13 protein-coding genes and 5 tRNA genes are annotated in these 16,814 nt (G+C 66.9%); 15 read left to right on the forward strand and 3 right to left on the reverse strand.

The genetic code is table 11. From position 1 onward, the window contains the following. Positions 1-24 precede the first annotated feature (24 nt). Positions 25-97 (reverse strand) — tRNA-Val (locus tag DEJ28_RS08945). A gap of 356 nt (positions 98-453) precedes the next feature. On the opposite strand from DEJ28_RS08945, the gene DEJ28_RS08950 reads away from it, so the two are divergent. From DEJ28_RS08950 to DEJ28_RS08970, 5 genes are all read left to right on the forward strand, one after another. Then, a tRNA-Gly gene (locus tag DEJ28_RS08950) sits at positions 454-525 on the forward strand. Between the two features lie 82 nt (positions 526-607). Next, positions 608-678, forward strand: a tRNA-Cys gene (locus DEJ28_RS08955). Positions 679-718: 40 nt separating this feature from the next. Continuing rightward, positions 719-793, forward strand: a tRNA-Val gene (locus tag DEJ28_RS08960). A gap of 176 nt (positions 794-969) precedes the next feature. Then, entirely contained in the window at positions 970-1,308 is a 339-nt protein-coding gene (locus DEJ28_RS08965) for a hypothetical protein (protein ID WP_111117214.1), read from the forward strand. Further along, positions 1,305-1,535, forward strand: a complete 231-nt coding sequence (locus DEJ28_RS08970) for a hypothetical protein (protein ID WP_111117213.1) — start codon at positions 1,305-1,307, stop codon at positions 1,533-1,535. The genes DEJ28_RS08965 and DEJ28_RS08970 overlap by 4 nt, the downstream gene beginning before the upstream one ends. A 551-nt stretch (positions 1,536-2,086) precedes the next feature. Here the strand turns inward: DEJ28_RS08970 and DEJ28_RS08975 are convergent. Both DEJ28_RS08975 and DEJ28_RS08980 read right to left on the reverse strand, forming a co-directional pair. After that, entirely contained in the window at positions 2,087-3,865 is a 1,779-nt protein-coding gene (locus tag DEJ28_RS08975; protein WP_111117211.1) for a choice-of-anchor D domain-containing protein, read from the reverse strand. Between the two features lie 306 nt (positions 3,866-4,171). Continuing rightward, positions 4,172-4,681, reverse strand: a complete 510-nt coding sequence (locus DEJ28_RS08980; RefSeq protein WP_111117210.1) for a MarR family winged helix-turn-helix transcriptional regulator — start codon at positions 4,679-4,681, stop codon at positions 4,172-4,174. A gap of 103 nt (positions 4,682-4,784) precedes the next feature. Here DEJ28_RS08980 and DEJ28_RS08985 point away from each other — a divergent pair, with 103 nt between their 5' ends. The 10 genes from DEJ28_RS08985 (at position 4,785) to DEJ28_RS09030 (ending at position 16,270) form a co-directional block, all read left to right on the forward strand. Next, positions 4,785-5,744, forward strand: a complete 960-nt coding sequence (locus DEJ28_RS08985; RefSeq protein WP_111117209.1) for a pseudouridine-5'-phosphate glycosidase — start codon at positions 4,785-4,787, stop codon at positions 5,742-5,744. Beyond that, positions 5,741-6,433: an HAD family hydrolase gene (locus DEJ28_RS08990; RefSeq protein ID WP_181433854.1), complete on the forward strand. Its 693-nt coding sequence runs from the start codon at positions 5,741-5,743 to the stop codon at positions 6,431-6,433. Before DEJ28_RS08985 ends, DEJ28_RS08990 begins: the two co-directional genes overlap by 4 nt. Beyond that, entirely contained in the window at positions 6,430-7,119 is a 690-nt protein-coding gene (upp, locus tag DEJ28_RS08995) for a uracil phosphoribosyltransferase (RefSeq protein WP_181433853.1), read from the forward strand. Before DEJ28_RS08990 ends, upp begins: the two co-directional genes overlap by 4 nt. Next, complete coding sequence (locus DEJ28_RS09000; protein ID WP_111117206.1) at positions 7,116-8,030, forward strand: EamA family transporter; 915 nt, start codon at positions 7,116-7,118, stop codon at positions 8,028-8,030. The genes upp and DEJ28_RS09000 overlap by 4 nt, the downstream gene beginning before the upstream one ends. Positions 8,031-8,056: 26 nt before the next feature. Continuing rightward, on the forward strand, positions 8,057-11,836 hold the full coding sequence (locus DEJ28_RS09005; RefSeq protein WP_111117205.1) for an amino acid adenylation domain-containing protein: 3,780 nt from the start codon (positions 8,057-8,059) through the stop codon (positions 11,834-11,836). Next, positions 11,836-12,066 (forward strand): tautomerase family protein, encoded by a 231-nt coding sequence (locus DEJ28_RS09010; RefSeq protein WP_111117204.1) that lies wholly within the window; start codon positions 11,836-11,838, stop codon positions 12,064-12,066. The genes DEJ28_RS09005 and DEJ28_RS09010 overlap by 1 nt, the downstream gene beginning before the upstream one ends. Positions 12,067-12,087: 21 nt before the next feature. Next, positions 12,088-12,726: a 4'-phosphopantetheinyl transferase family protein gene (locus DEJ28_RS09015; RefSeq protein WP_111117203.1), complete on the forward strand. Its 639-nt coding sequence runs from the start codon at positions 12,088-12,090 to the stop codon at positions 12,724-12,726. Between the two features lie 784 nt (positions 12,727-13,510). Continuing rightward, a tRNA-Pro gene (locus DEJ28_RS09020) sits at positions 13,511-13,584 on the forward strand. Between the two features lie 24 nt (positions 13,585-13,608). Beyond that, positions 13,609-15,678, forward strand: a complete 2,070-nt coding sequence (locus DEJ28_RS09025) for a hypothetical protein (RefSeq protein WP_111117202.1) — start codon at positions 13,609-13,611, stop codon at positions 15,676-15,678. Between the two features lie 439 nt (positions 15,679-16,117). Then, positions 16,118-16,270, forward strand: coding sequence for a hypothetical protein (locus DEJ28_RS09030; protein ID WP_181433852.1), 153 nt, complete (start codon positions 16,118-16,120; stop codon positions 16,268-16,270). The last annotated feature ends 544 nt before the right edge of the window (positions 16,271-16,814 follow it).

The following is a 16,814-nucleotide window of genomic DNA, read 5'->3' on the forward strand; positions in this document are numbered from 1 at the left end:
TTCTTCAGGCCCTGAATGGGCACGTGGGCGATACCAGACTCGAACTGATGACCTCTTCGGTGTGAACGAAGCGCGCTACCAACTGCGCCAATCGCCCCCTGCACTGTGGGTGCCAGTCGATACTAGCGGATGTGGGGCGCTGTGCTGAACACGGCGGTGCGCCCGGGTGTGGCGCGCGCCGGCGGGCTCGGGCGTGGGCGCCCGGCGTTCGGCATTCGGGGGTTCGGTGCGAGGTTCCGGTGTCGGTGCGACCCGTTCGCCCTTGCACCGGGAACGCAACCTCGCACGGAACGCCGGGTTCGCGACCCGCACGATGTGGCCCGATCCGCATGAACACGGGGGACACGCCCGGTGAACGGGATCGGTTTTGGTGGAACGGCAGCGGTTCGTATAGAGTTTACGACGTCGCCGCGAGAGCGGGGCGACGAACGGACATGGTCTCGATCATGTCTTGCGGATGTGGCGCAGTGGTAGCGCATCACCTTGCCAAGGTGAGGGTCGCGAGTTCGAATCTCGTCATCCGCTCGAGTGTGGGTCTCCTCGGAGCTCCACGACTCACCAGAGGGTATCCCACCGTTCGGGTACTCACGGAGACGTGATCCTCGATGGTGGGGTGGCCGAGAGGCTAGGCAGCGGCCTGCAAAGCCGTCCACGCGGGTTCGAATCCCGTCCCCACCTCAAGACTCTGCAAGGACTTCGGTCCGGGCAGGGACGCTCTGGGCGATTGGCGCAGCGGTAGCGCGCTTCCCTGACACGGAAGAGGTCACTGGTTCGATCCCAGTATCGCCCACCACGAAACGAAAACCCCCGGAAATCCGGGGGTTTTCGTGTTTCTGCGGCCACGTCCCGGAGTTGACACAGGACGCTTGGCACGGATCTGGCACGTTCTGCTAGCCCGTCGAATCGGACTCTTGCTGGTCCTCCGCCCGGGCCGCATCCTTCTCGAGTTCTGCGATCGCCTCGACGGTCGTGTCTGCGGTCGGGCGTGCCGACTTGTCGGCGAGGTTCGGGCTCTGTGCGGTTCTTTGGTCGCTGCTGACGCATTCTGGGTTCATCCTCGCCACCACCGTTGTCGCGCTGACCGTGCCGCTGGTCGCCGCGCCGGCGCTGCAAGCGTTCACGGACACGGGGATGACGAGCATCCGCCCGGCATGGCAGGCTGACATCCCGTGGACCGGCATCACGATGCTGCTCTCCGTCATCGGTTGGGTGGCCGTCATCGTCCACGCGTCCGCGAAACACGTCGGCCTCCGGACGGAAGACACCCCAGCATCTGCATCGACGCCTGTGACGGAAGAGATCCTTTGACCACCAACCGGACACTCGCCCTCGTCGGCGGCATCTTCGCTGCGTTCGGCGGTGCCCTCTCCGGCTCCGGCTACCTCATCCTCACCATCTCCGCCGCCGTGGGTGGCAGCTTCCCGTTCGGCGCAGCATTCATGGTGTTCGGCGGAGCACCGTTCGCCCTCGTCGGCGCAACACTGCTCGCCATCGCCTGGTTCGAGGGCCGGCCGCCGCGCGCACGACAGCCTTGAGCAACCCCACCCGCGACAAGGACGACGGCGTCCCCTGCAACGGCGGCAGTACGCTGTCACCGCGAACACGCCCGCCGCCGAGGCTGTCGAGCTGCGCACCCCCTACCAGCCGACCCGCGGCGTCGAGGTGAAGGTCGCCGCCTCCCAGGCCGTCCGGGAACACACCAAAGCGGGGGAACCCTCCTGGGATGAGACCCTCCACCTCGGCGCGATGTGGCGCAACGAAGCCGTCCCCTATTCGGAGCCGCGGCGACTTCGTAACGCCGTCCGCGCATAGGAACCACGGTGGAGAAGCGGCCCACAGAGGTCGGGCAGATGTGGCGACGCGAACCCTCACAGTCCCGCTACCAGGTCAAGGAAACCGCTCGGGGCGCAGGCAGGAACGTCCAACTGAAGAAGCGCCCGGGAAGTCGCAACTCCTGGATCAGCGAGACCGGCCTCCGGGAAGTTCACGTTCCGGTAGAACTGCGACAGCAGAGCCGCGTGAGCCACCTGCACTACTCGAACACCCCGAACACGCGAAGTGGGCGGGGTGTTCGAGTACCCCGCGGTCAGCTGACGGTGACGGTGACGGCGTAGGACACTTGCCCCTGCCCGGCCGCGTTGACCGGGATGACGCGAACCATGTTGTTCCCGGCGGGTAGGCCCGTGAGGGTGAGCGGACTCGACGGTCCAGTGACCTGGCGGGAGCCGTACAGGGTGGACAGGACGTAGCTGGTGATGGGCAGCCCGCCATCGTTCGCCGGCGCGGTGAACGAGACCGTCACAGACCCGGTGCCGCTGGTCGTGCTGGTGATGGTCGGTCGCCCGGGAGCTGTCACGGTCACCGGGGGAGTGCCGAACCGAGCGGCTGCCGGCTTGCTCACGTTTCCGGTGGCGTCCACCGCGAAAAGCGCCACCGTGTACTGCTGACCGGACGGAACGGCTGGCACCGTCGCCGAGGTGCCGGACACGATGAGCGGTGTTCCGCTCTGCGGTGTTGCGCCGGCGCCGGTGCCTTGCACGAGCCGTGCGACGACGGACTGTGCGTCCTTCGAGGTGGACGCCTTCCAGGTGACCTTCCGCGGGGAGGTCGCCGACACGGTGACGGCGGTCGGCGCTGCCGGTGCGGTCAGGTCGGCGCGGGCTTGCCACTGCAGCGTGCCGGTCTGCGCGTTCTTGTCGATGCAGTACTGGGTGAACGACAAGTCCACGGTGTCGGGGAGGCCGGTGGCCGGGTCGAGGGTGAACTGCTTCACGGTCTCTGTGCCGGTGGTGTCACAGCCCGAGGAGCGCACTGTTGTGAGCAGGGAATACCCGTTCCCCTGCCCGCTGATGTAGGTCTTCCGCGTACCGACGGGGATGGCACCATCGCCGGGCCCCTCGACGAACACTCTGAGGACGCTTCCGCTGCCGTCGAGGTTGTCGGCGTTGAACGTCCAACCTCCGGCACCTGATCCGACGGTCATCGCCGTGTTCGCGCTGGACACCTTCGTCGTGACGCCCTTGTCGACGATGTCTTTCCCGGATGAGGTGATGCCGGTCGTGCCGAGGTACGCGGACCCGGCGAGCGGAATCGTCTTGGTTGCCGTGCCGACCTTCATGTTCAGGGCTGCGGACACGGGCCCGGCAGTCTTCGGTGCGAAGCCGACGTTGAACGTACAGGTGGCGCCGGCGGCGAGGGTCGCCTTGCAGGTGCTGTTGCTGACGGAGAACGACGTCGCGTTCACACCAGCGACCGATGGAGCTCCGAGGGCGACCGCGGCCGTCCCGGTGTTGTGGAGCGTCTCCACCTGCATGGTCTTCGGCAGTCCGATGAACGTCTTCGCGAACACGATGTTCCGAGAGCCGAGAACGACGGAGCCGGAGGCGTCCTCCCCGAACCGGAACTCTCCGATGCCGGGCACGACCGCGTCGAAGCGGGTGATGACGCCGTTGGTGGGGTCGGATGCGAGGTCAAGGATGTGGAAGTCGCCGTAGATGTACTCACCGTTGAGCTGCAACGTCGGCACCTTCGCCCCGTAGGCCTGCGTCCCGACGAGGCGGTAGGTGCCGGTCGTCAACGGCTTCCCGTCCGGCGGGGTCAGGGTGAACGTCGCACTGCTGGTGCTCGATACCGTCATTCGGGCGTCGATGCCGCGTGTGGTGTCTGCGATGTACCGCTGCACGTTCGCTCCGTCGGCGAACTGTGGCAGGCCACGCTCGGAGTAGAGCGGGGAGAGTATCTGCAGCACGCCGCCGGTCGGTGTCGGCGTTGCGGCGGATGCTGCTTCGAGCCCGGTGAATCCGAGCGCGCTGGCGGTGAGGAACGTGGCAGCTGTCATCGCTGCCGCGCGTGTGAAGCGCTGCATGTGCCGTCCGTTCTGGTCCCCGCGTCAGTCCCACCCCGGGACGACGTCGCAGACGGTACTCCTGCTGTACCGCTCTGGAACTAGCGGTGCGGAAACCCGCAACTCGCAGCCACCAACAACCAACTCACCGGTCGATACGACAACGCCCCGCCATCCTCGTCCCCGTCCAGCTCATCGACGGCGTGATGGGCTCCGCCGGCACCGTCAACGACCCCGACGAACTGCTCTACTCACCCCGAGCGCACCGTCGACCGACCGGGCTAGGCCATCCCGCGCAGGCGTTCGAATCGGCAGCGCCGCGCGAGCTCAGCCCGGCTGGCGGTCGCCGCCGTCGCCGAGGCCCTCGAGGAACTTTCTGAGGAGGCCAATCATCTGCGACTGCTCGTCGTCATTGAGCGCTGCGAGGAGAGTCCGCTCGTTCTCAACGTGCCTGACGAGCGCAACATTGACGGTTGCCAGCCCTTGTGCTGTGAGGGTCACGATGACGCTGCGGCGGTTCTCGGGGTCGGTCTCTCGGGTGACGAACCCTTTCGCGACCAGCCGGTTGAGGCGGTTCGTGATGGCGCCGGAGGTGACCATCGTGCTGGCGAGCATCTCTCCGACGGTCAGCCGGTGCGGTGCGCCGGCGCGACGGAGCGCTGCGAGAAGGTCGAACTCACCCGGCAGGAGTTCGTGTTCGGCGAGGACCGCGGCGATGCGCCTGTCAAGGATCGCTTCCGCGCGGCTTATGCGTCCGATCAAAGCCATCGGGCTCACATCGAGTTCCGGACGTTCCTTCGCCCACTGTGCGAGCACGCGGTCGACGGCGTCGGTCATCCACACTCCTTCACGTTGAACTGTTTGACATCGACCCTACGCCCCCTACACTTGTTAACGTTCAACAGTATGACGTTAAGCGATATTTGGGGGGACTGGCGGGATGAGCAACCACGCGAGAGGCATCACGCGAGGCGCGATAGAGCTGCTACTCGGCGACCAGGTCGCCGACGCACTCACTGAGGGCGCTGCCGTGCTGGCGCTCGAATCGAACGTCGTCGCCCAGGGGCTGCCGTACCCGAGGAACCTCGACACCGCGCTGCAGGTGGAGGAAACCGCGCGGAACGCCGGCGCCGTCCCAGCGACTACTGCGGTTCTCGACGGTGTCCTCCACGTCGGCCTCACCGAGGAGGAACTCGAACGGATCGCGTCGTCACCGACACTGCCGAAACTCTCCACCCGAGACGTCGGCGCGTGCCTGGCTAACGGCGGCACCGGAGTGACGACAATAGCTGCGACCATGGCCATCGCGGATCTCGCCGGCATCGCCGTCGTCTCATCTGCCGGGCTCGGCGGCGTGCATCGCGGCGCGAGCGAGAGCTTCGACATCTCCGCCGACCTCCCACAACTCGTGCGCTCCAAAGTCATCGTCGTGTCCGCCGGAGCGAAGAAGATCCTCGACCTGCCGGCCACGTTGGAGTACCTCGAAACAGCAGGCGTCCCCGTCGTCGGCTACCGGTCAGATGACTTCCCAGCGTTCTACTGCGTTTCCAGCGGACTGCCGGTGCCGCATCGAGCCGACGACATGTCAGAGATCGTGCGAACAGCGCTCAGCCACTGGTCGATGCGGGACAGCGGAGCTGTCCTCGTCACCCACCCAATCCCCGAAGCGCACGCACTCCCATCCGCCGAGGTCGACGCAGCCATCGACGATGCGCTCCTCCGAGTGGCATCGGGACACATCAGCGGGCAACGCGTCACCCGGTACCTCCTCGACGCGGTGAACGAGGCGACACAGGGGCGGGCGAGCGCAGCGAACGCGGCCGTCCTCATCAGCACCACCGTGATCGGCGCGGAGACCGCGGTCGCATACGCCGAAGCAACGCGGGAGACGCGGTCGTGAACGGCGTCGAAGCGGTTCTGTTCGACCTGGACGGCACCCTCATCAACACCCCTCCTGCCATCGCGGTCGCGCTTCGCGCGGCGGTCGCCGACACGACCGGTGAGGAACTGAACCTGGCGAGCATCATCCCGCTCATCGGCAGACCGTTGCCGGTGTTGTGCGGGGAGCTCGTCAACCGGGACGAAGACGACCCGGTGACGACCGCTGTCACCGCCGCGTACCAGGACCACTACCGGAGGGACATCGTCCCGAACGCGAAGAATCTGCTGTTCCCCGACGTTGCCGCCGGCGTCGCCGCCCTCGCAGCGGACGGGAAGCAGCTCGCCATCGTCACCAGCAAGAACCACCATGCCGCGGAACTGATCCTCGGCTCGGCCGGCCTCCTGCCGTTCTTCGACGTGATCGTCGGCGCTGACGACGTCGGAACCCCGAAACCCGCAGCCGACGCTGGCCACCACGCCTTGCAGCTGCTCGCCGCGGCGCCGGCATCAGCAGTGATGGTGGGGGACAGCGCGGACGACATCCACATGGCCGACGCGGTCCCCATGCGGTCCATCGGGGTGACCTACGGGGCGACCAGCGCAGCAGCGATGGCAGCCCTGCAGCCCACCTTCATCGCGAACAACTTCCCGGCGGTCGCATCCGCGCTCGCCATCGACTCCACTGCGAAGGATGCGGTCCACTCGTGAGCAACCACAGCACCGAAACGCTCGACCGGCCGACGGAAGCTGTCCGTCAGGTCCACGAACTCGCCCGCACTGACGCCCTCTTGGCCCTGCACGCGGCAGCGCGGAGCGCCGACGCCACCCAACTGGAGTTCGTCCTCGCAACGCAACGCATCATGCGGCTCCTCCTCGAGGACGCACTCGGCAGGCTGCAACACAAGGACAGCACCCCGACTACTCCCATCGGCGCTACGTTCCCCGGACGCCGCCGCGTTCAGCAGGAAACGTTCGCCGTGTCCGTGCCACGCGCAGGCGACGCCCTCGAAGCGGAGCTGCGGGCGATTGTCCAGGATGCACGGCTGGGGAAGATCCTCATCCAGCGGGACCCCGTCCGGAAGGTCCCTGTCTTCCACTGGAGCAAGCTGCCCGACGGCCTCGCCGGCAAAGAGGTGCTCCTCCTCGACCCGATGATGGCGACCGCGGGCACAGTGAAAATGGCAGTCAGCATCCTCGCCGGCGCTGGCGTTCGACCAGCGGACATCGTCCTCGTCAACTTCCTCACCTGCCCCGAAGCGCTCGAGAAGCTCTTCGATGAGTACCCGGAGATCCGCGTCGTCACGAGCTTCATCGACGAGGGACTCACCGAACAGGCGTTCATGCACCCCGGCATCGGTGATTTCGGGGACAGGTACTACGGAACGTACCGATGACCGCGCCCGCGAACATGCCGGCCGTCGGCGTCGCTGGTATCACCGCAGCAGCCGCAGTGGCCCCCATCGTCTGGGGGACAACCTACGTCGTGACCACCCAGCTGCTGCCCGCCGCCCACCCGATGACCGCCAGTGTCCTCCGCGCCCTGCCGGCGGGTCTGCTGCTGCTGGCAATGCGGCCCGGGATCCCTCCTCGGGGATGGCGTCTCCGGACCGCGGTGCTCGGAATGTTGAACATCGGCTGCTTCTTCCCGCTGCTGTTCATCGCCGCGTACCGACTTCCCGGCGGACTCGCGTCAGTCGTCGGCGCACTGCAGCCCCTCATCATCATCGCGTTGACGCTGATGCTTCGATGGGGGAGACCGTCGCTGGCGCACCTGCTGTGGGGCATCGTCGCCCTCATCGGAGTATCGCTGGTGTCCGTGACCGGGGGAGCGTCCTTCGACCTGCTCGGGTTCGGCGCGTCCGTTCTCGGTACCGTGTCGATGGCGTCCGGGATCCTCCTCACCCGCCGGTGGGGCACCCCACCGAACACGCACCCGCTGAACTCGACCGCGTGGCAGCTCATCGTCGGTGGGGCCGCCATTGTCCCGCTCATCCCTGTCTTCGATCGGGGGCCGTGGGACCCAACAGCAGGCGGCCTCGCGGGATACGCCTGGCTGACCTTCATCGGCGGGGCTCTCGCGTACAGCCTGTGGTTCCAAGGCGCACGCACACTCGCTCCCACCGGCATCGCACTTCTCGGTGTCCTCAGCCCGGTCACTGCGGCGGTTCTCGGCTGGGTCGTCCTCGGGCAGGCACTCACACTCGTGCAGATCATCGGGTTCGTGGTCGCGCTCGGCGGCTCGCTCGGCGGGCAGCTGACACCGGCATACAGGTCGCGCGCCGCTCTGCGCCAAGCCATCTCGTAAGCATCACCGTCAGGAAGGGGAATCTGATGGCACAACTCACATCGGTCGCTGCATCTGGGGACGCGGCGACACTGTCCGCACTGTTGCGAGCCGCAGTCGAGGAGAACCCTCGGAAGGCTGCAGTCATCGACGGTGACACCACCGTCACATTCGCGGACCTGTGGACACATGCGCACGCACAGGCGGCGCATCTCACGAACTCCGGTGTCCGGCCCGGCGACGCCGTAGGGCTCTTCCTGGAGCCCGGGGCCGAACTCATCAGCGCAGTCTGGGGTGTCCTCCTCGCCGGCGCCGCGTACGTGCCGTTGGCCGTGGACTACCCGGCTGAACGCATCCGTTACATGATCAACCACTCGAAGCTCGAGAGCATCATCACCGATGAGCGGTCCGGCGCGTTCGTCCGGCAGCTGACGCCGGACACCGTGCGGGTGCATCAGGCGGGTGATCACGCTGAGTCACCCGCCAATCGGACGGCAGACCAGCACATCTCGAATCCTGCCGGACCCGCGTACGTCATTTTCACCTCCGGCTCAACCGGGAAGCCGAAGGGTGTCGTGGTCCCGCATCGGGCAATCAGCCACCAGATGCGGTGGCTTGCCCGGGAAATGGCCCTCAGCAGCTCCCGCATGCTCCTCAAAACGCCGACGAGTTTCGACGCCGCGCAGTGGGAACTCCTCGCCAACGCCGCCGGCGGAACCATCATCGTCGGTCCTGTCGGCATCCACAGGGACCCGGCGCGGATCGCGCAGTTCGTTCACTCGCAGCGGGTCACGCATCTGCAATGCGTTCCCACTCTGTGGCGTGCACTCGTCCGAGAGCCGTCGTTCACCACCAACGACACACTCACCCACGTGTTCAGCGGCGGCGAGGCGTTGACGACCACCGACGCGCGAGAAATCATGGACGCGGTGCCGCGCGCGGCGCTCATCAACCTCTACGGCCCGACTGAGACGACCATCAACGCCACCTTCCACCGGGTGAGCGCAGACGACGTCGACGACGTCCAGACGGTGATCACCATCGGACAGCCGGTACCGGGCTGCACCATCCACATCCTGGACGACGCACGCCGACCCGTCGCCACCGGAGACGTCGGCGAGCTTGCCATCGGAGGCCCCCAGGTCGCATCCGGGTACAAGAACGACCCGGAGCGAACAGCGGAACGGTTCATGCACGTTGACGTCGACGGGGTACCTGCACGCGTGTACGTCACCGGGGACCTCGTCTCTCAGCACCCGAACGGAGACCTGCACTTCCACGGCCGAGTGGACGACCAGGTGAAAATCAACGGCCACCGTGTGGAGACCGAAGAAGTCCGCCTCGCCATCGAACAGCACCACTGGGTGCGTTCCGCCGCGGTCGTCCCCTGGACTGACCCACGCGACGGCCTCGCGCGCCTTGCCGCGTTCGTGGAGCTCGACCCAGAAGAGGCCGCGGTCATGGACGCCGACCGTGCTGGACAGCATCACCGGTCGAAGAAGGGTCACGAGCAAGTCCGGGCGCAACTTGCTGCGCTCAAGCGCGACAGCGCCCGATCACCATCGGACGAAACCGCCCTTCCCAACGCGGACGGTACCCCCGAGCAGTGGAAGACGGCGTTCGCCCGGAAGACGTACCGCTTTTACGACGGCGGCGACCTGACCAAGGACGACATCACCGCGTTCATCTCCGACGCCCGGCAACCGGAACCGGCCGTGCCGCCCGCGCCGATGAACGTCGAACGCATCGGGCACGTGCTCCGCTGGTTCGGGCCGTTCAGCAGCAGTGAACGGCTCCTTCCCAAGTACGCGTACGCCTCCCCCGGCGCCCTCAACGCCACCACCATCTACCTCGAGGTCGCCGGCGTCGACGGCATCGACGACGGACTCCACGAGTACCGCCCCGACACGCACGCGCTCCAGCAGGTCGGAACGGCGCCCGCCGAGACCGCATCGGGATTCGTCCGCGTGCACCTCGTCGGTGACCGCGACGCAATCGAAGCGGTGTACGCCACGAACGTCGACGAAGTGCTTCATTTCGAAGCAGGGCACATCGCTGGCCTCCTCGACCACGCCTCCGCCGAGGTCGGCTACTTCACCCACCACCGCACCCCGGCGCAGGATCCGCGGATCTCCGATACCCACCGGGTCTGCACCGCCGTCATCGACCTGCACACAGACCGGCCGGCTCCGGACGACTTCCCGGTGCGGACGATGGTGCAGCTCCACAGCAACGTCACCGACGGCCGCGCCGGAACCTACTACGTCGGGCCGAACGGCCTGGAACGTGTCAGCGCAGACGTCATCGAGCGACGGCATGTCATTGCCATCAACCAGGAGACGTACGACCGGTCCAGCTTCGGAGTGGCGATGTCAGTGCCTGCGGGAGCACGCTGGCGCGGTTTCGTGGAACTTGGTCGAACCCTCCAACGGCTGCAGATGAACTCGTCCAACATCGGACTGATGTCGGCCGGGTACTCATCGCTGACGGGACGTGACCTGCCATCCGCTGTCCGCTACCGGAGCATCGTCGGAGGTGACCCCCTCATGTACTTCGCTGTCGCCGGGGCGGTATCCGACGAGCAGATCGAGTCGGTCGGCATGCGCGAGGACTCGGTCCACACGCGCGGTCCAGAGGAGATTCTCCGCGACGACCTCCGGAAGACCCTCCCGTACTACATGGTGCCGTCACGGGTCACCGTCACCGACAGCATCCCCGTGTCCAACAGCGGAAAACACGACCGGTCCGCGCTCATCACCACGATGGAAACGACCGTTGCACCCGCAGCGGAAAGGGTGCCACCAGCAAACGACGTCGAGGGGCGCATCCTCACCCTCTGGAACGAGGTACTCCGCGCAGAGCAGCAGTCCGTCACAGCGGACTTCTTCGATGTCGGCGGGAACTCCCTCGACGCGGTGCAACTGATCAACCGCATCAACCGGGAACTCGGAGGGGCACTCCCGGTGCAGACCGTCTTCGAACAGCCCACCGTCCGCGCCCTTGCCGCTGCTCTGAGCGCAGACTCGCCCACGTCAAGGCTGGTCAAACTCGCCGACGGCCCAGGGCAGCCTTGCATCATCTGGCCGGGCCTCGGCGGCTACCCGATGAACCTCCGCACGCTGGCGAACCACCTGTCTTCGGAGTTCACCGTCTACGCTGTCCAAACCCATGGGTTGAACGTCGGAGAGATCCCGTACCCGACGCTGCAGGAGATGGTGGACCGGGACGTTGCGCTCTTGCGCATAGCGTTCCCCGACCAGGAGCTGACCCTCGCCGGCTACTCGTTCGGCGCTCGAGTCGCGACCTCCGTTGCCGCTGGCTTGCAGCGGGAAGAACGCACCGTCTGTCGGCTCATTCTCGTCGCTCCGGGCTCACCGTTCGTTCCGGGCCTTCAAGTCACCCCCGGCGACCGGTTCACTGACCCGTACTTCCTCAGGATGGCGTACTCCGTGTTCCTCGGCCGGCTCCCCAACGCTGACGCGTCAGCACGCCTGGACACAGTCACCGATGAGGGCGACTTCCTTACCGAGTTGAAGGCATGGCGGCCCGGCCTCGACACCGAACTCGCAACGAGGATCCTCCGCGTCGCATCGACCACGTTCCAGTTCCGGGCAGCGCCCGCTCCGGACGTCGCGGGGCTGCTGGACAGCATGGAAGTGTTCACCGCTAGCGGGGACAGCCCGTCGTTCCTCCGAGCAGCGGAGACGACCCTCGAAGACGCTGGCCGGCTCTGCCACGTCCCCGTCGACCACTACACGATCCTCCGCGACCCAACGGCAGCGACCATCGTCGAACTGCTCGGCGAACGACAATTGCAGGAGGGCTGATGCCCCACTTTAAGATCTGGCACTTCGCCCCAGAGCTCACCGATGACCAACGGCTGCGTCTTGCAGCAGCCCTCGAAACCGTCGCGGTGGACATCCTCGGAACTTCGCCGAGCGCGGTGTCCGTCGAGGGAATCGCCGTGCCGGGGGACGCCTGGAAAGCCACCGTGTTCGACGTCGAGATCGTGCCACGCCACGAAGATCTCGTCCGCAAACCGGGCTACTCCATGTAACGGCCAGGAGCGTCGGCAAGCGTGAACGGGCCAGGCTCCCTTTTCGCCACCGTCTTCGGAAGCCACACCGTCACCGACGAATCCTTCGGCGACCGAACTGACCTCGAACTCTTCGAACAGGAAGAGATGACGCTCGCGCAGGCAGCGCCGGATCGCCTCGCGGAGTTCCGCACAGCACGGTCCTGCGCCCGGGAAGCCCTCCGGATACTCGGCGAACCCAAGACCAGCATCCCCGTCGGCGCAGACCGCGCACCCGTCTGGCCGGCAGGAATCGTCGGAAGCATCACCCACTGCGTCGGGTACCGGGCCGCGGTAGTCGCAAAGGGCGAACACGTGCTCGCCGTCGGCGTGGACGCTGAACCCGACGCACCCCTCCCACCCGGCATCGCAGAAGCAACCTTCACTGCAGGGGAGACCGCAGCAACCCGTGGACTGCCGGCCGGCGCCAACTGGGATCGACTGCTCTTCAGCGCTAAAGAAGCCATCTTCAAGCTGCAGACCCAGCTCGGACCAACACCCCGCATCGAGATCACCGAGGTAGATGCAGACGGCACAATACAGACCACACCGGGTCCAGCAGGAGTGCGCATCGACGCCAGATGGGCCACCGGACGGGGCCTCATCGTTACCGCAGCGACCGCCCACCGTGTGACGCGGTAACCGGCCCCCATCGACAGGTTCCTCCCGCGCATAGACCCACCATGCCCGGCACTCTCATCCTCGCTGCGACCGACGGGTCGTTGAACGCGACGACTGGTGTCGCCGGGTTCGCGTGAGCGACACCACCGCTCGTGGCGAACCGCATGTGCGTGGCCGCCGTCGGAGAACATCACGGTCCCGGAGTCGGAGACACTCGCCACCGTCGTCGAAGCAGCACCGGCTGACGTGCCCTTTCACATCGTCACCGACTCGCAGGCGTCGCTCGAACGACTGCGGATGGCGGCCGTAGGTGTCCGGCGCCGTAACACTCGACCGGCACGACCCGCGGACCGGGGGTCGCGGCCGCCCGCGCCCGCACCGCGGAGACCGTCATTCACTGGGTTCGCGGACACACGCAGACCGCCGGTGACGCCGTCCTCCACCGCCAGGTAGACGGCGGCGCCCGACGGGCAGCGCGCCGCAGCGTGGGCGCGTCGCCGACGGGCCGAAGCGGACCGTCCGTCTCGACGGGGATGGTGCCCCGCCGGACGCGCGCCCACAGAAGCGGAACCTGCGAGGGGAAGCCGAAGGCGAAGGGACGAGGCAGCGTCTGGGCAGTGAACGCCGGCCTCCCCAGCCTCGGTCGACGCCGCTGACTGTCGGCGCTCAAGCGCTGTGAGCAGATGGTGACACCGGCATCTCCCTCTGCGGCAAGTAGGCGGCCAGCGTCGGGGCCCGGCGACGGTGACGCTCGCCCGCGCATAGAGGTTGCGTCAGGCAACGCGTCTGGCACGATGAACACCACCGGCGTGTAGCTCAGCAGCAGAGCACCGGACTTGGATCCAGAGGGCGCAGGGGCAGCACCTGCCGCGTCGGCCAAGCATCACCGAAGGGGGAACGGCGTTGTCGGCACCGAGCTACCTGTGGGGGCAGCTGTCCCGTGCGTTCACTGCCGGGTCCGACCGTCGCATCGCGAAGGTGCTGCAGGCGATCGCCGCAATCGACGGCGGCGGCGTCACCGTCGGGGAACCTGTCCCGACGAAGGGCATGCCGGCATGGGTGACCCCGGAGGTTGTCCATGGCGGGTTCGCCACCGGCATGGCGGCAGCATCCGGACCGCTCGACGACGATGAAGTTGCTCTCGCTGCGGAGCGGAACGTCATCCCGACCCGTGCACGCCTGTTCGCTTGGGCGCTCTCCGACGCCGGGCTCACGTGGCTCGGGAAGCTCCTCGACTCGAAGGCGTACCGGCTAGACCTCCCGGAACACGGGGTGCTTCTCACCGTCGCGTACCTCCTCCGCACCGACCGCAGTGACGCCGCCGCCACGCTCATCGACGAGGTGTGGCCGTGGGCGGACCGTCTCCGGTACCTGCCAGTCCCGCTTGATGAGCCGGAGCCCGCCGGCGTGCATGTCACCACGATGCGTGACGCCCTCCGCCGCCTTGAGGAGAAGAAGCTCTCCCCGCAGGTGGAAGCGCAGCGGAAGTCGAACACCATCTGGGCCCCGTTCACTGACACGCTCGTCGAACTGTGGTGGGAGACCCGCGACGACGCCGGCACCATCGGCCGCGTGTTCACCGACGACTGGTTCCCCCGTGCACGCGCCCTCGTCGACGTGTACCCGGTGCTCGCCGAAGAGCACACGCTGACGAAGAAGCATGCCCGGCCCGGCTCCACCATCCAGATTCTTCTCGATGCGACCCGGAACACCATCGTCGGGAACCGGAACCACGTCAGCCGGGCACGGGAAGTCGTCAACGACGTCGTCGCGAAACGCGGCGCCCCCGACTCGGAACGCCTCCGGATCCTCCGCCGCGCCCAGCAGGAAGACGCCGCCCGTCCGTCACACGCAGCCCTCGCTAAGGACACCGCCGACGCGTTGAAACCGTACGCAGACACGTACACGGACAACCCGGAACGGCTGCTCACCGGCCTGCCGGGGGAGCACCTCGAGTACGTCCGCCGCGTGGTCGAGCAGGCCACGCACGCGCCCCTCCCGGTACTGCTGCGCCGTGGCTACGTCACCTCCGCGGAAGGGCTCGCGGACCTCGCCCCACAACTCGCAGCCGACACAATCGCCGACCGGTTCGACGATGACACCGCAGGTGCTCTCGCCGGCCGGGTGTTCCAAGCGTTCCGGAACCGACGCTCCGTGCTGCTCTTGAACTACCAGAAGCAGGTGGACGTGTCCGCGCTGCCGTGGTTCACCGCGTTGGAAGGGTGCGGAACTCGAACCGGCCGTGCCCCGTCCGCCGAGCAAGCTGCGCACCTCACCGAACTGGCGCTGCAGCACTTCCCAGGCACCGTCCTGCCGAACTCGTTCCTCCGCGTCCTCGCCGAGCTGTACAAGCAGGCGGACCTGCCCATCCCCGTCACCTACGAACTCGCCGCCGACATCTTCATGGGCGGGTTCTCCGCCGCATTCGTCGAAGCCGGACGCATCGCCGGCGAGTACGTCGAAACAGGTCTCTACGGCCGGTACTACAGCCTCGGTGAAACACCGAAGACGCAGGACCAGTTCAACGACGAAGCGCACCGTCGCGCTGGTGTCACCGCGTTCACCCGGTGGGGATCCGTCGCGGTCGCTGGCAGCATCATCGAACAAGGCCAGGTGCTCACCACCCACAACCTCGCCGCGGTCGTCCACGCCGGCTCCACCATCGACTGGGAAGCAGCAGCCATCGCCGCTTGGCGTCGCACCGTGCTCCCCGAGCTATACGCCGCGCAGCAGCCCCGCAGCCTCCGCCACCGGAAGAACGCCGCATACGCATGGCGGCAGATCCTCTTCTACCTCACCATCGCCGGCCCCGACGCCGTTCCCGGATTCCTCATCGACGCCCACCGCGCAGCGGACGGACACCGCGCCGGCCAGGAAGGGCAAGAACTGCTGGGCGGACTCGAACACGCCCACGACGGGCGCACCGTGGCGAAGCCGTTCTACGGGTGGGTGACCAGCCGAGGCGACGAGTAGCGGCCCGGCTCAGCGCTGAAGCGCTACCACTCGGGAGTGTTCCCGAGGTACTCGCCCGGGCCGACGTTGACGAAAGCTTGCTCCATGTCGTTCCAGTAGGCTTCCGCTTCTGCCCGGTCAGTGTCCGGTAAGCCGGACTTGTAGTCGGCCACGGGGAGGTGCTGGTACTGCCCGCCGCTCGGGGTGATCAAATCGGCTTCACCGCGGGATGCGAAGCGGGTGTAGGCAGTGCCGTCGGTGGTGACGACGCGGGCGCTGAGTCCTGACGTCGTTGTTCTTGGGGTAGTGCTTCTGCATCGTCCTGTTTCCATTGTCGGAAGGCTTATGCGGACCGATACCCGTTTGTGGGCCAGTACGTGGAGGTGAAGTCGGATCGTCGGTTCACTTCGACGGGAAACATCGCCCTGGAGAAAGCGGATGACCACGGCACCTTCGCGCATTGCACTGGGGTGAGGAAGTCGGTGACGATGGACAGAATGCGGTGTTCGTCCACGCGTTGGGCGAGATGTGGAAGTTCGCCGTCTACAACCCGTCGGACATGCTCAAGCAGCTTGACCGGCTGCGGGAGTTCAAGCCACGGGTGGTGCGGTGACGAATCAGGGGTACCAGACATCGTCGGTGCTGCTTTGGGATCCGGAACGTATCCCGTCGGCGCCGTTCGTCATCACTGGCGACGAGCATCTCCCGGACGTGGTCCGGGGGGGTGTGAAGAACGCCCCGCATGCTTCGTGGGCGGCACCTCCGTGAGTCGTTGCTCGCCGCGACGCTGTGGTCACGGTGGCAGGCTGTTGCCGGGAGACGGGGAGGCCGACGTCGGATGACGAGTTGGGTCTGTTCTCTCGGGCTGCTGCGGCTGCGGCTGCGCTCGGGCCGGCGGCCGACTCTCGCGGTGACGCTGCCCTGCGAACCAGCACCAGGTCCGGCCGGGGCTCTCGTCGTTCCGGGCTCCCGTCGTTCCGGGCTCCCGTCGCGCCGCAGGCAGCGGCAGACCCTGGTTCCGTCATCGTGCCGACTGCTCCGTGATCCGAGCGCGGAACGAGCCGGGACCCCCAGTTCGCGGCGATCTGCGCCGTTTCCCTCGCTGACGTCCCCGAGGGCGCATACTGCGGAGACCGGAGATCATGTCGGCGTCGTCG

The sequence above is a fragment of the Curtobacterium sp. MCPF17_002 genome, assembly GCF_003234115.2.
Lineage (GTDB): Bacteria > Actinomycetota > Actinomycetes > Actinomycetales > Microbacteriaceae > Curtobacterium.

Coding starts and splice junctions, on each gene's coding strand:
- DEJ28_RS08980 (WP_111117210.1), bottom strand. CDS start 4,681: ATGACCGACGCCGTCGACCGCGTGCTCGCACAGTGGGCGAAGGAACGT.
- DEJ28_RS09000 (WP_111117206.1), top strand. CDS start 7,116: ATGACCGCGCCCGCGAACATGCCGGCCGTCGGCGTCGCTGGTATCACC.
- DEJ28_RS08975 (WP_111117211.1), bottom strand. CDS start 3,865: ATGCAGCGCTTCACACGCGCGGCAGCGATGACAGCTGCCACGTTCCTC.
- DEJ28_RS08985 (WP_111117209.1), top strand. CDS start 4,785: ATGAGCAACCACGCGAGAGGCATCACGCGAGGCGCGATAGAGCTGCTA.
- DEJ28_RS09005 (WP_111117205.1), top strand. CDS start 8,057: ATGGCACAACTCACATCGGTCGCTGCATCTGGGGACGCGGCGACACTG.
- DEJ28_RS09010 (WP_111117204.1), top strand. CDS start 11,836: ATGCCCCACTTTAAGATCTGGCACTTCGCCCCAGAGCTCACCGATGAC.